This is a genomic window from Vibrio sp. S/42/10, assembly GCF_029890535.1.
GTDB lineage: Bacteria > Pseudomonadota > Gammaproteobacteria > Enterobacterales > Vibrionaceae > Vibrio > Vibrio cyclitrophicus.
Genome location: NZ_JAKMZC010000018.1, coordinates 1 through 13,202, shown reverse-complemented (window position 1 = coordinate 13,202; position 13,202 = coordinate 1). Strand labels below are relative to the sequence as shown.

The 13,202-nt window shown below is 42.8% G+C and carries 15 protein-coding genes; 10 read left to right on the top strand and 5 right to left on the bottom strand.

What is annotated here, in order from left to right:
- Positions 1-42: 42 nt before the first annotated feature.
- Both L8S15_RS17670 and L8S15_RS17665 read left to right on the top strand, forming a co-directional pair.
- Positions 43-1,329, top strand: a complete 1,287-nt coding sequence (locus L8S15_RS17670) for a DEAD/DEAH box helicase (RefSeq protein ID WP_010430156.1) — start codon at positions 43-45, stop codon at positions 1,327-1,329.
- Between the two features lie 162 nt (positions 1,330-1,491).
- Positions 1,492-2,112, top strand: a complete 621-nt coding sequence (locus tag L8S15_RS17665) for a LysE family translocator (RefSeq protein ID WP_010430153.1) — start codon at positions 1,492-1,494, stop codon at positions 2,110-2,112.
- 155 nt (positions 2,113-2,267) lie between these two features.
- On the opposite strand, the gene L8S15_RS17660 is transcribed toward L8S15_RS17665, so the two are convergent.
- Positions 2,268-4,304: a PhoX family phosphatase gene (locus L8S15_RS17660; protein WP_010430150.1), complete on the bottom strand. Its 2,037-nt coding sequence runs from the start codon at positions 4,302-4,304 to the stop codon at positions 2,268-2,270.
- A 254-nt stretch (positions 4,305-4,558) separates the two neighbouring features.
- On the opposite strand from L8S15_RS17660, the gene L8S15_RS17655 reads away from it, so the two are divergent.
- From L8S15_RS17655 to L8S15_RS17630, 6 genes are all read left to right on the top strand, one after another.
- Positions 4,559-4,900 carry a YggL family protein gene (locus L8S15_RS17655; protein ID WP_004731398.1) on the top strand — a complete coding sequence of 114 codons (342 nt, stop codon included), beginning with the start codon at positions 4,559-4,561 and terminating at the stop codon, positions 4,898-4,900.
- 252 nt (positions 4,901-5,152) lie between these two features.
- The gene (locus L8S15_RS17650) at positions 5,153-5,293 is read left to right on the top strand and encodes a hypothetical protein (protein WP_016768121.1); all 141 of its coding nucleotides are present in this window, start codon (positions 5,153-5,155) and stop codon (positions 5,291-5,293) included.
- The gene (locus L8S15_RS17645) at positions 5,286-5,969 is read left to right on the top strand and encodes a spondin domain-containing protein (protein ID WP_010430143.1); all 684 of its coding nucleotides are present in this window, start codon (positions 5,286-5,288) and stop codon (positions 5,967-5,969) included. The genes L8S15_RS17650 and L8S15_RS17645 overlap by 8 nt, the downstream gene beginning before the upstream one ends.
- Positions 5,970-5,978: 9 nt before the next feature.
- Complete coding sequence (locus L8S15_RS17640; protein WP_280574454.1) at positions 5,979-6,659, top strand: spondin domain-containing protein; 681 nt, start codon at positions 5,979-5,981, stop codon at positions 6,657-6,659.
- An 81-nt stretch (positions 6,660-6,740) separates the two neighbouring features.
- Positions 6,741-7,472, top strand: a complete 732-nt coding sequence (locus L8S15_RS17635; RefSeq protein WP_010430139.1) for a response regulator transcription factor — start codon at positions 6,741-6,743, stop codon at positions 7,470-7,472.
- A 64-nt stretch (positions 7,473-7,536) separates the two neighbouring features.
- On the top strand, positions 7,537-8,910 hold the full coding sequence (locus L8S15_RS17630) for a HAMP domain-containing sensor histidine kinase (RefSeq protein ID WP_010430137.1): 1,374 nt from the start codon (positions 7,537-7,539) through the stop codon (positions 8,908-8,910).
- Between the two features lie 33 nt (positions 8,911-8,943).
- Here L8S15_RS17630 and L8S15_RS17625 read toward each other — a convergent pair whose 3' ends face one another.
- The gene (locus L8S15_RS17625) at positions 8,944-9,399 is read right to left on the bottom strand and encodes a hypothetical protein (RefSeq protein ID WP_010430132.1); all 456 of its coding nucleotides are present in this window, start codon (positions 9,397-9,399) and stop codon (positions 8,944-8,946) included.
- Between the two features lie 158 nt (positions 9,400-9,557).
- Positions 9,558-10,487, bottom strand: coding sequence for a DMT family transporter (locus L8S15_RS17620; protein ID WP_016790307.1), 930 nt, complete (start codon positions 10,485-10,487; stop codon positions 9,558-9,560).
- 149 nt (positions 10,488-10,636) lie between these two features.
- Between L8S15_RS17620 and L8S15_RS17615 the strand changes: the two genes are divergently transcribed.
- Entirely contained in the window at positions 10,637-11,095 is a 459-nt protein-coding gene (locus tag L8S15_RS17615) for an Lrp/AsnC family transcriptional regulator (RefSeq protein ID WP_010430125.1), read from the top strand.
- A gap of 170 nt (positions 11,096-11,265) precedes the next feature.
- Here the strand turns inward: L8S15_RS17615 and L8S15_RS17610 are convergent, their stop codons facing one another.
- Together L8S15_RS17610 and L8S15_RS17605 are read right to left on the bottom strand one after the other, a co-directional pair.
- Positions 11,266-11,508, bottom strand: coding sequence for a hypothetical protein (locus L8S15_RS17610; protein ID WP_010430121.1), 243 nt, complete (start codon positions 11,506-11,508; stop codon positions 11,266-11,268).
- Positions 11,509-11,759: 251 nt separating this feature from the next.
- Positions 11,760-12,308 (bottom strand): hypothetical protein, encoded by a 549-nt coding sequence (locus tag L8S15_RS17605; RefSeq protein ID WP_016788601.1) that lies wholly within the window; start codon positions 12,306-12,308, stop codon positions 11,760-11,762.
- A gap of 119 nt (positions 12,309-12,427) precedes the next feature.
- Between L8S15_RS17605 and L8S15_RS17600 the strand changes: the two genes are divergently transcribed.
- Positions 12,428-13,108, top strand: coding sequence for an SH3 domain-containing protein (locus tag L8S15_RS17600; protein WP_010430114.1), 681 nt, complete (start codon positions 12,428-12,430; stop codon positions 13,106-13,108).
- The last annotated feature ends 94 nt before the right edge of the window (positions 13,109-13,202 follow it).

Sequence of the window (13,202 nt, the reverse complement as noted above, 5' to 3'; positions counted from 1 at the left end):
TGAAATAAGAATGTAGGCTGTCTGCTTAAGGAACCCGTAACAATGTCATTTTCTTCTCAAGGTTTTGCTCCTGAATTAGTCAAAGCGTTGACTGAGTGTGGTTATGAAAAACTCACTCCAATTCAACAAAAAGCGATTCCAATGGCTCGTAAAGGCCATGATATTTTTGCTACTGCTCAAACCGGTACGGGTAAAACAGCGGCATTCTCATTGCCTGTTATTCAGCATCTATTGAACAGTGATAAAAAAGCCTCTCGTGGCACGGCTCGTGGACTTATTCTAGCGCCAACTCGTGAGCTTGCTGCACAGATCGCTCAAAACATTAAAGACTACGTGAAATACACTGAACTAAGCGTTGCTGCGGTTTATGGTGGTAACAAAATGTCTTCACAGGTTCGTCAATTAGAACTGGGTGTTGATATTCTGGTTGCAACACCAGGCCGTTTAGAAGAGCACTTAGAAGCGGGTAACGTGTCGATTGCTAATCTAGAGTTCCTAGTGTTTGATGAAGCTGACCGAATCCTCGATATGGGCTTCATCAATGCCGTTCGTAAGATCATGTTGGATGTAGAAACGTCTCCACAAATCATGATGTTCTCGGCAACAACATCAACTCAGTTAAACCAACTTTCAGTTGATATTCTACGTAAACCAAAGCGCATCAGTGTTGAACGTGAAAACTCAACGGCCGCCACGGTGGGCCACGTGGTTTATCCAGTGGATCAAGAACGTAAAACAGAACTGCTTTCTGAACTGATTGGTCGTAAAAACTGGCGCCAAGTACTTGTGTTTGTGAACTACAAAGAAACAGCGAATGACGTAGTTAAAGAACTTAAGTTAGATGGTATCAAAGCGGTTCTTTGCCACGGTGATAAAGCGCAAAGTGCTCGTCGTCGTGCATTAGATGACTTTAAAGAAGGCAGAGCTCGTGTAATGGTAGCAACCGATGTTGCAGCCCGCGGCCTTGATATTGAAGACTTGCCACACGTAATTAATTACGACATGCCTTTCCTAGCGGAAGATTACGTTCACCGTATTGGTCGTACAGGCCGCGCTGGTAAACAAGGTCATGCAATCTCTTTCGTTAACCGCGAAGAAGAGTTGACTGTTGTTCAAGTTGAAACACTTATTCAACAACGTATTCGCCGTGTCGAACAACCAGGTTATGAACCGAAGAAACGTGATGCTTACATTGAGAAGTTGAACACAAAATCGGCTTACAAAAACCGTCAGGGTCGCAAGAACAACGCGAGCGAAGAGCCTCAAGATCAAGCAAGTGCTGAGCGTCGTTTGACTATGATGAAGCGAATTAAAAACCGTCGTAAGTAATTACGGTTGGTGTTGAATAGAGCCACTGTTATGTGGCTCTTTTCGTTTGTATTTTTAGTAAGATTGTTTATTGTCATTACTACTTCGTTTCAACCTCGCTTCATTTCAAGCCCGATCAAGAAACAAGAACCATTAAATAAAAATAAGTCGATAGGTAATAATATGGATAGCGCACTACTTTGGGCTTTTATTCCCACGTTTTTCTTCGTATCAATTACGCCTGGGATGTGTATGACCTTAGCTTTGACATTGGGTATGAGCATTGGTTACAAACGTACATTATGGATGATGATCGGTGAACTGGCCGGTGTCGCTGTGGTTTCTGTCGCAGCGGTGCTGGGTATTGCTTCTATTATGCTTAATTATCCATGGTTATTTACGGCCTTCAAATTTGTGGGTGCAAGCTACTTGTTCTATTTGGGTGTTCAGATGTGGCGTTCAAGAGGCAAGTTGGCGATCAGTACTGATAATCAAACAACTGAAGTGAACAATGATTGGGACCTTGTGGTACAAGGTTTCGTGACAGCAATTGCCAACCCGAAAGGTTGGGCGTTCATGATTTCATTACTGCCTCCTTTCATTAATAGTAATGTCGATTTGGCGCCTCAGTTGTTTATTCTTGTTTCTATTATTCTCGTTTCTGAATTTGTCTGCATGACCTTGTATGCGACAGGTGGTAAGAGCCTAAAACATATGCTGGGTAAAGCCGATAACGTTAAGTTGATGAACCGTATTGCTGGTACGTTAATGATGGGCGTTGGCGTGTGGTTGTTTGTGAGCTAATTCTGGTTAGCTAACGATGCTCAACGGGTTAGCTAGTTCATAGAATATAAAAAGAGCGATAGGGTATTTAGCCTTATCGCTCTTTTTGATTTGATTTAGCTAGCGAACAGAAGCTAGATAACAGTAAGGTTACTGATCTTAGCTAGATTTGCTTATTAAACCGCGATTTCACCGCCGTCTTCACGACGAATCACAACTGTAGATGCTCTTGGGCGAACTGAAACTCCTGATGGAGTTTCTTCTGCTGCATCGGTGCTGTATGGCCAGTTGCCAGGGTGCTGAATGTTTACAAATAATGACTTATAATCTGGGCTGATGGTAAAGCCTGTTACTTCACAACCGTTAGGGCCAACAAAGAAGCGCTTGAGCTCTGCTTGATTATCGGCACCAACCACTTCTTGAGTGCCATTTTCATCTGTCAGCTTTGATGGTACGACTGCGAGCATTTGATCATTAGTATAAGACGTAACTTCGTCTGCACCGTTATCGGTTTGAATCCACAAAATACCGCGGGGATCAAACGCTAAGCCGTCCGGACTTGCAAATTGGTTCATGTCAGTCAAACTTGAACGGTTAGTGTCTGCATCACCATTGGCTGGTGAACCGAACACAAAAATATCCCATGTAAAGTCTGATGCAGCTTCACTCTCATCCCAACGAATCACATGACCAAATTTGTTGTTCAAACGTGGGTTTGCTGCGTTTGTTTCATCGGTACGAGAAGTGTTGTTGGTTAACGTTAGATATACAGAACCAGTGTATGGGTCTACTGTACACCACTCCGGACGATCCATTGGAGTGGCTCCAACAAGGTCGGCGGCACCTGCCGTGTTTAGGATTATTTCTGCTAACGAGTTAAAGTTGTCCGCCAGTGTACCTCCAGAAACAGTGGTACTTTCTAGTGTTAGCGGCAGCCAAGTACCGGTGCTGTCTTCGTTGAAGCGCGCCACGTACAACGTACCTTCATCCATGTATTTATCACCAGCTGTCAAGCGATTTGAAGGGTTTGCATCTGCTGGGTCCCAGTTGGCTGTTGATTCAAACTTATATAGGTACTCAAAGCGAGAGTCGTGACCAGAGTAGAACACCACTGGTTGACCTTCTTCAAGCTTACCAAAAGTACAACCTTCATGACGGAAACGACCTAGGGCAGTACGCTTTTTGGCACGAGAGTTTTGCGTATATGGGTCAATTTCAACAATATAACCGTGACCATTTGCTTCATTACGGTAATCGTCAATTGAACTTGTGCCGGTCGGTTCTACGTCAAATCGAGTAAATTCATCCAAACGTTCTTCTGCATTACCTGCCAAAGTTTCCCATAAGTAACGTGTGTTTTGATCATCGATACCAATACGGTTTTGTTCTTCAGTTCGAATGCCAGTATTCACAAAGTACCCTGGCCAGTTTTCTTCACACGTTAGATAAGTGCCCCAAGGAGTAAAACCATTTCCACAGTTGTTTAGTGTACCGCGAGCTTGGCTGCCATCTTGTGAGAAGCGGGTTACGGTCAACTCTGTGTTCGCAACAGGTCCCGATAGGTCCATGACCGTTGCACCAGTATAACGACGGTTGAGTGGATCATTATCGACCAGTGTCCACATATTGTCTTCAAGTTGAATTCGTACGACAGATACACCATGAGCGTTAATTTCTTTACGAACTTCATCGACGATAGTGCGAACACCACCCACAATCGTCGGGCCGCTGGGGTGCAGTGCGGAAGTATCTATGTACTCGTGGTTAATACATAGCAAGCCATCAGTATCACTGTCGTCTAGCGGGAAAAAGTGCATACCATCGTGATGCATGCCTAGCGCATTGAGCTGATCGGTGCTCGTATTACTGCCGTCATCTTTCCATGAGCTGCCCTGTGCGTTTAGAGGTGTTCCCCATGGAACTAAAACTTGTGCAACATACCCTTGTGGAACGGAAACCGCATCGGTAAGTGAACCCGGAATCGAATCAAAGTTCAGTACAGCACTTGAGGCGCCTGAACCATTACCGACAGAAGCATTTGGACTAGAAGAGTTACACCCGGAAAGTCCAAATGCACCAAAGGCTGTCATTGCGCTGATACCCAAACCGCCTTTCAATACGTTTCTTCTTGATAGGTTGGCGTCTAATACTTCTTCGAAAGGTTTGTTTTTGCTCTTGTTGAAACGAGTGCTATTAAATGTTTCCTTGCTCATCGCTACTGCTTCCTGTTGGCTGACTTTATTGTTTGTTATTCATGAGTAACCCAGCTATCAACGAATGAGTTAATAACTTGGGTCAATGTGTGACCAATCGTGAAGCAGTTAAGTGACAAGTTTTTATAGTTTTGATTAAGGTTTTGTTTCTGTAGCACGATTTTTGCCGTTAAGGCTATTGTGTAATACAAAACTCTTGGGGATTAGCTAGGAACTGTGTATAAATGCTCTATTAAACGAAAAGAGAGACAGTTATGAAATTAGATAAAATCGAAAACAAAAATCGTCGCCTACGCAAGAAGTTATACCTAGGTGAGTTCGCTATTTTAGGTTTTGAAGTAAGCTGCACGACTTCGATTGCTGATTTTGACCAATACGATGTGTTCATCGATGAATTTATCGATTTCATTGATAGCATTGGCCTTTGCTTTGGTGGCGGTGGTTTAGAGCTGTTCGAAGGTTTCTTATGTTCTATTGAGCGCTACCGTTCAGTGACAGAAGCAGAGCAACTGCAAGTAGCGCAGTGGCTTGAAGCTCGCGCAGAAGTAAGCAAAGTTGAAGTAAGCGAACTTGTTGACGCAAACTACGCATTCTAAAGTGGTGTTGTTCGGCGAGCTCAGTTGGAAGCGAATAGAGCTTTCCTGAGAGAAGCTTTGTACATCACAGAAAGGCCCAGTCGGTATATCGACTGGGCCTTTTTGCGTTTGGTCTGCGCTATTCTTGAAGCATGACTCCTTGTGTAATTCTCATTTTTATAACGAGAGTTTCTATATATATCAGTCTCTTATGCCTGTCTTTCTGCATAGTAAGAAGTTTGAAGAAACTTGTGATAGTTTTATGAGAATTCAATGAAGTTGCTGATAGATTTGAACGTCATTCTTAGAGTTAACAACACCACAGTTCGTTCTGGCAAAGGTAACGGTATCTGGCTGTTATTCGTTTTGTTGGCAACGATAGGACTCGATAAAGGATGGAATCAAAATGAATAAACGCACTCAAATCAGCTTAGTGATCAGCTCAGCTATGTTGGCGCTTGGAACAAGTCAAGTTCAGGCGGCACAGCTTGAGGTGACCGTTACCAATGCCACGAAAGGGATCTACTTTACGCCTATCTTGGCAGCAGCTCATGACTCTAGCTTGTTCATGTTTAGAACGGGTGAAACGGCTTCTTCGGAATTAGAAGCTATGGCAGAAGGCGGCGCTATTTCAGGCCTATCTAGCTTAATTGCTAATGCGGGTGGTGTAGTGGTTGAGGACCCTGCAACAGGTATTCTTGATCCAGGTGTTGCAACGACATTTGATATTGATACTGGCAACTTAGCTTACCTGTCGCTAGGCGCAATGCTATTACCGACTAATGATGGTTTTGTGGGTTTAGATAGCTGGAAGATCCCAACTCAAGCTGGCACTTACAAAGCAACGCTCAACGGTTATGATGCGGGTACTGAAGCGAACGATGAATTGGCAGGCAGTATGCCAAACCCTCCATTTATTACCTTTGGTGCTGGTGGTACTGGTGTAGAAACTGCGGTGTCAAACGCTAAGGTTCATATTCATCCGGGTAACATTGGTGATAGTGATGCGGCGGGTGGTATCAGTGACCTCGATAGCAGTAGTCATCGTTGGTTAAACCCTGTCGCAACCATCACTATTGTTGTGAAGTAAGGGGGATCTATGAAAGCTAGAATTTTGTTTATCGCTGCATCTGTCGCCGTCTTAGCTGGCTGTCCGGACGATGGCGACGATTACTACCGATATGATGTAAGTGTCACTAACCTCACGCCAAATCAACCTATGTCTCCACTTGCGGTGCTGACTCACAATAATAGTTTCGAGTTATTTGAAGTAGGGCAAAGTACCTCGGTCGAACTTGAATACTTAGCCGAAGGGGGTAGCAATGCACAGTTGATTGCGCTCAGTGACAGTGACGCCAACGTTTATCAAGGCATCTCTGGTAATGGTTTGATTCTTTCTGGTGAAAGCGACACTGTTTCAATCCGTGTTGAACCTAACCAAGAAGACTACCTCTCTGTGGCTTCAATGTTGGTTAACACCAATGATGCGTTTGTTGGTGAATCCGGTTTGTCGCTTAAGTCATTAGCCGTGGGTGACACCTTCGTTATGAACATGAATGTTTGGGATTCGGGGACTGAATTGAACGACGAGCTTGCTGCAACCATTCCGGGACCTGCCGGCGGTGGTGAAGGCTTTAACACCACAAGAAATGACACGGATGTAGTGAGCTTCCACGCAGGCATTATAAGCCAAGATGATGGCCTGACGACGTCGGCACTAAGTGGCAACCATCGTTTCCTTAACCCAGGCGCAAGAATCACAATTACTCGAACTGAGTAATTGACTTGAAGGTGCAATGAAAGAATTCCTGCTCTGTTCCGGTCAGTTTTATGTGGGCAAAATCCAAATAGAGCAGGGATCATGAATAGTGCTGCGGTAAATTTGATGGCAAACATATTGTTGGTTGAAGACGATGATGACTTGGCAGAACTGGTGCAGATGCATCTTAAATTTCAAGGTCATGATGTGGTCAGAGCTAATTTGATCGCAAAGGCTCAAGCGTTGTATAAAGGAGGTCAGTTTGATTTGATTGTGCTTGACCGAGGCTTACCTGACGGTGATGGCCTCGATTTTTGTCGCCTGCTGCGCCAACAAGAGGACTGGACACCTGTATTGATGCTAACGGCAAGAGACTCGGAACTAGACAAGGTGTCGGGTTTAGAAGCTGGTGTTGATGATTACATCACTAAACCATTTAGTGTGCTGGAGTTTCAAGCTCGAGTTAGGAATGTACTGCGTCGCTTAAGCCATGCTGAATCAACGGTTCAAGATACTTCAACCATAGAATTGGTTATGAGCTTTGGTGGCCTCACTATTCAACCAGAGCGCCATCAGGTTTCACTTAATAATCAAGATGTCCCATTGACTGCAACAGAATTTACCTTACTTCATTTTTTAGCCACACGACCGGGACGCGTATACAGTAAAGATGAGCTACTTGACTATGTTTGGAATACTCATCATTCCGGTTATCACCACACAGTGTGTAGTACGGTTAATCGCCTAAGAACCAAACTTGCCACGCCTAATAGCGATGATGATTTTATCAAAACCGTTTGGGGCGTTGGGTATAAGTTTGAGTCAAAATCATAGCATTCAATAAGCTTGTTTAGGTTAACGAACAAGAAAGAATATCCAGAGTTTACAAGGAGGAATCATGAGTTTTAAATCGCGCTTAGTACTGTTTACAAGTCTATGGTTTCTTCTGGTGAGTGTGGTCATTGCGTACACTTATCATTGGCAAAAAGAGACTATTGAACAAAGAACCAAGCAGAGCCTACATAAAGATCTGGCGGTGCATATGCGTGACGATAATCCACTGATGATTGGCACTGATTATAATCCTCAAGCGCTCAAATCAATCTTTCACACCTTAATGTTGATAGGTCCGGATTTCGACATCTATTTTCTTGATAGTCAGGGCAATATCACCACACATGCTGCGCCTGAAGGTACCCAATTATCGAGCCAAATCGATTTAGCGCCTATCCAACAGTTTTTAAATGAAGGGGCTTATCCTATCTTGGGAGAGGACCCGATTAACCCCGAGTCACCTAAAGTCTTTTCTGTTGCGGCGATTGAAGAGCTTGGTTCTACTGTCGGCTATTTGTATGTGGTTATTGGAAGTAATCGCCATACTGTAATTACTAATTCCCAGGTTGATACGCCATATATCGCGCTAGCAGGGCTTGTGCTGGTTTCTATCTTGGGCTTTGCAATTGGTGCGTATCTGTTAGTGAAACGCAGCTTGTTGAACCCAATAGAGGTGGTAACCAATAAATTGCAGCAACAAGCTGAACAAGACTTTAGGTTAGAACCTAATTTCACACACCAAGTACCAGAATTAGTGCCCATAGCACGCTCTTATCAATTGATGGCGAAACACATTCAACAACAATTCTTGCAGCTTGAATACCAATCCTCGCATCGTAGACAAAGCTTATTACAGCTCAGTCACGATTTGAAAACACCACTTTCGAGTGTGCTTGGTTATTTAGAGACGTGGAAGATTCAAAATCCGCAATCGGACCGACTGATCGATGTTGCTTACCGTAACGGCAACAAGTTATCGCAACAGCTGCATTCTCTGTTAGATAGTGCCAAGCTTGATAATCCCGTGCCTACTTATCATTATGCTTCAATTGACATCAATGAGTTGGTGGGAGAGTGCTTAGAGACAATACAAAGCCAATACTTGCAGAAAAATGTGCAGCTCAATATTGAGATACCAGATGGGACTAAGGCTGTAGGTGACAGTGAACTACTTGAGAGGTTGATCTTGAATTTGTTAGATAATGCATTAAGGCATAGCCCAAGTGGGACGCCGGTATCGATGAATGTTGGTCTCGAAGCTGATTCAAAACGGGTGAAAGTGGTTATACACAATGAGATTGAGTTGGAAGCACCTAATGGATCGTTGGGTATTGGGACTAAAATCGCTCAGTCGATATTGATGCTACACCACAGTGTGTTAGAAACAACAAAGGCAGAGAACTCATTTCAGCAAAGTTTTTACTTGCCTTCGGTATAGTTCTGTCTGCCTTCGGTTGAGATATATTCGAGTCTATGCGTTTTCTTTGTCGTCATTAACTTTAGCGTAGAAGTGAAGTAGCTCTGTTAGTTCTTTTACCCAACCAAACGCTTCTGTCGGTGCTTTCAATAAAATCTTCTCGACTTTTTCACAGTGAGTTTCAAGGCTGATGGCTTGCTCAAGATTAAACGACATCGCATAAAAGTGCCAAAGTAGTAGACGGGTCATTCGCTCGATGTTCTGTTGTGAGTTATCTGACTCGCTAAATGCAAGGTTGACCTCACTCAGCGCGATTGCGGTCATTCGAAGCATCGCATCAAATTTTGCTGATTGCATACGCTCTTCACTGGTCACTTCTTCCTGCTCAAACGTAAATAATTCCGTCATTGCATCTTCAGGGACAAGGCGATGAATCATTCTTAAACTAAATTCTTCTAGTTCTTCACGAGGCATGTTGTTTAAGCAAGTTAAAGTGTAATCGCGTTGCATGGTGTTCTCTTGGATCAGCAAAAAGGTCGGACAGTTTAATGGAGAAGCGAGCTCAGAAAAAGGAGATTTTAGATAAGCCTACGTTTGTAGGCTTATCTGTGTACTACAAGCCCTAAAATTGATGTTTAGGGTAACTGTATTTAGGTTGGAACGCAGCATCAGGCTTTGCTATGGCTTGGCGGTTGATACTGCATAGACTGGTCGTTTCTCATGAAAATGTTGCTCGCGACCAAGCTACCGATACAAATTGAACCAAGTGCTAACCAAGTCATGATATCCGGAATCTCGTTGAACAGTGGGATCGCCAACAAAGTTGCTATGGCCGGAGTTGCACTGCCAAATGCTGCTGAACGTTCTGCCCCTAACGTGTTTACAGCATACAAATAAGTGAAAGCCGCGATTAAACCTGCACCAACGCCTTGTACCGCTGAATGCACGGCAAGCTCTGTGACTGGCCATTGAGCAATTGGTGTACTCATTAAATGGCTAGGGAGGGTTCCTGTAAGGATAAGGACCAGCAACAGCAAGATGGAACAGAATGAAATGAAACCCGCACTCACAAGCGCATTAAGATTGGCAACACGTGCTGAGATGGTAAAAGTCGCCCACATTAAGCTGCCACACAAAAACAACAAGTGACCTTTGGTGTATTCAAAGTTGAAGCTGCTTAAGCTATTTCCTAGAAACAACAATATCCCGAGTAAAACAAGACCCAAACCAACGACACGGTGTCGGCTAAGCGGTTGCTTAAAAAAGAGCACCGCAATCCCTGTTACGAACAAAGGGAGCGTACCTGGAACCAAAGCACTACCATGTGAGACAGGTACAAATTGCATGGCTGTGCCCGCAACGAGTAAGTAGGGCAAACCACTACCCACAAACATGCCTACTAAATAATGATTGGGCACCGCTGCCACTGCATAACGCGCTTTCCACACTAAGGGTAATAATACCAATGCCGGAATGAGGAATCGGGTCAGTGCAATATCTGCTGGTGTTAGCTCTGAATTTGCGCCGCCTTTAAGTGAAAGGAAAAAGCTCGCCCAGATGAGCAAAGTGACAGTAATAGATAGATAACCAAGCTTCATAGTAAACACAGAAAGTGGATGATGGTTCATTATGGAGGAGAGTTCGTGCCTCTAGTTGGCAAATTACGTTCGAATTTAAGTTGGGTTTGATGATTTCTGCTAAGATGTAGGTAAATATTGATGAATTTGGCTAATTATCGGCATTTACAATGGATAGAATTGATAGACACCTTCTTGAGTTGCTGCAAAAAGATGGCAGGTTAACGACGGCTGAACTGGCGGATGAGGTTGGTTTATCGGCTTCGCCGTGCGCGAGGCGTATCAAAAGACTAGAAGAAAAAGGAATAATCGATGGTTATCGTGTGAGCTTGTCGCGAGAGCACGTTGGTATTGCAATGAGTGTGTTCGTTGAAGTAAGTTTAAACAACCATCAAGAAGTCTCGATTGATAAATTTGAGGGTGCAATTGTAGACATGGAAGAAGTGATAAGTTGTCACGTAGTGTCTGGTGCTTATGACTATCTATTAGAAGTTGTCAGTCCAAACCTCATGGCTTACGAGGCATTTACCAGAAAACTTCAACGACTCTCCAACGTAAAAGACATACATACCCATCTTGCAATAAGGCAAGTGAAGGGCAACGCGCCGCTTCCCATTTACGCCGATTAAGCTTGCATAGACCTGAGAGGTTAGATTTACATAGCGGTGGAAGTGAGCTGAAAACGAAATGGCTTGTTATTGAAACTTTAACGTTGCTGACCATTTACGAACTGAAATCACGTGGGCAATAAAAAACGGAGCACCTCGTTAAAGGTACTCCGTATATAATAGGTGCAAAACTAGTGATATTTAAAGTTAGAGATTGAACAATCCCCAGTTTGTATATTTATTCTGAATGAAAAAGCATGTGAATGATAATCTACACCATCATTCCAAATTGTCTCTCCAAATATCTTACATAGCTCTAGCTCACTTACTGAACCGAACTCTTCCATGTGTTTAGCGACAGATAAAAGTTTACCTCTTATCTCTGCAGTTCCTTCCGTGTTACTCAAGCAGTTGAAAGCCATAGTTTTTTGCATATTACCTAGCCAAAATGTTTCTTGTTATTAAGTTATATGAAGTTTCATGATAACAATTTTCTGGCGTTTGTAAATGTATTTTGTGATGAATATCTCACATAAGCGCTTGTATTGGTCGTAAATTGAACTTTATTGTTGATAGTTAAAACAATATGTTTACAACTTATTGATAAGGCGTTGATTTACTATTTATCTGAATGCTTAAAGCGCTAACTTAGAACTGCAGACGTTGATATATAAACAGTGTTTCACTACAACCCATCTCCACTTGAAACTTTGTCATGGCGTGCGGCATCGATCATAGTCGCTTCGTTATGGTATCGGGAAGATAGCTGACGAAACTTACCACTTAGCGTGTTTATATCTCTTGCAAGGGATTGTGAACCTACCACATGTAACGATGCACTCTCAGTTTGTCGGGGTAACTTTGAGCGTTCGCAATGCTTGGCCATAGACTGCCACGAACTTACCAAAGATTGAGTTTCATCCAATTCAGTAGAGACGACGTATGCCTGTTTTAGTAATGCTTCAGATACTTGATAAGCGGTATTCATATGATTTTTGAGCTGCACATTAAATCTATCTTCGTACTTTACCCAAAGCTCAATGACCTGCTTTTCCGTGAAATGTTTTGAGAGTAAGGTTTGTGATTCATAACTAGAGAGGGCTTGATTAAATTCTTTAGTGTATTGATTGTAACGACCTTCAGTTGAGATTTGACGATTCAAAAGGGTTCGCCAAGTTTCTTGGTCACAATGGTGTGCTGAAACTACATTTGTGCTTAAAGATATACTGACCATTAGAAGCTTAATCCGAAAACTCATGACTTTCCTCTACTTACTATGTTCACTATAGAGAGTATAGATGAGTGGTGACTGGAGTTGATGTACACTGAGGTATACCTAAAACGGAAGAGCTGGTGGATTTGATGAAAAAAGCGCTGATCGCTTCACTTATATTACTAATGTTGGGCGGAGGAGGTGCAGCTTACTATTTCCTCGTTATGAAAAAAGACTCAACACCACCAGAAAAAACCGAAGAGCCAATTGAAGATGTGGCTCAACAATCTGAATCTGATCTAGTACCTATAGTGGACCTTAAACCTGAGCCAGATCAGACAGAGTTTTACGTTCTAGACAGAAAACTTGAAGTACTAGAACAACCGGAAATTGATGGTTTGATAACGGATTACCTCTATAAAGGTGAAAAAGTTGAGGTACTTGAGAAACAAGGTGAATGGGCCAGAATTTCAGATTACATTGTTCTAAAAGAGGGCGGGCCTCAGATTGCAGAATGGATTTTAATGTCTGGGCTGTCTAATGACGAAGTGATTATTTCTGATCAAGAAAGGAAAGAGATTTTGGATTCTTACTTGATTAAATCTGATGATCTGAAGCTACATCGCGAGAAATTTCGAAGCACGGTAGCTAAGTTGATCTTTGAAGGAGAATGCGATCCAAGTGACTTTGAAGAGCTAGGTGGTTGGGTTAAGTCTGTAAGGTACATTGACCGAGACGTCTATTTTATTTATTGCGGTGGTCTCTCTCTTGAAAATAAAATTTATCTTGATGTAAATACAGATGAAATATTTACCAAGTAAAACCCGATTTGTCATTATTGTTTGATGTATTAATAATTCATATATTTTTATTTTATAATCTTTGGTTATGAAAATATAAACTACAAGCCCACTC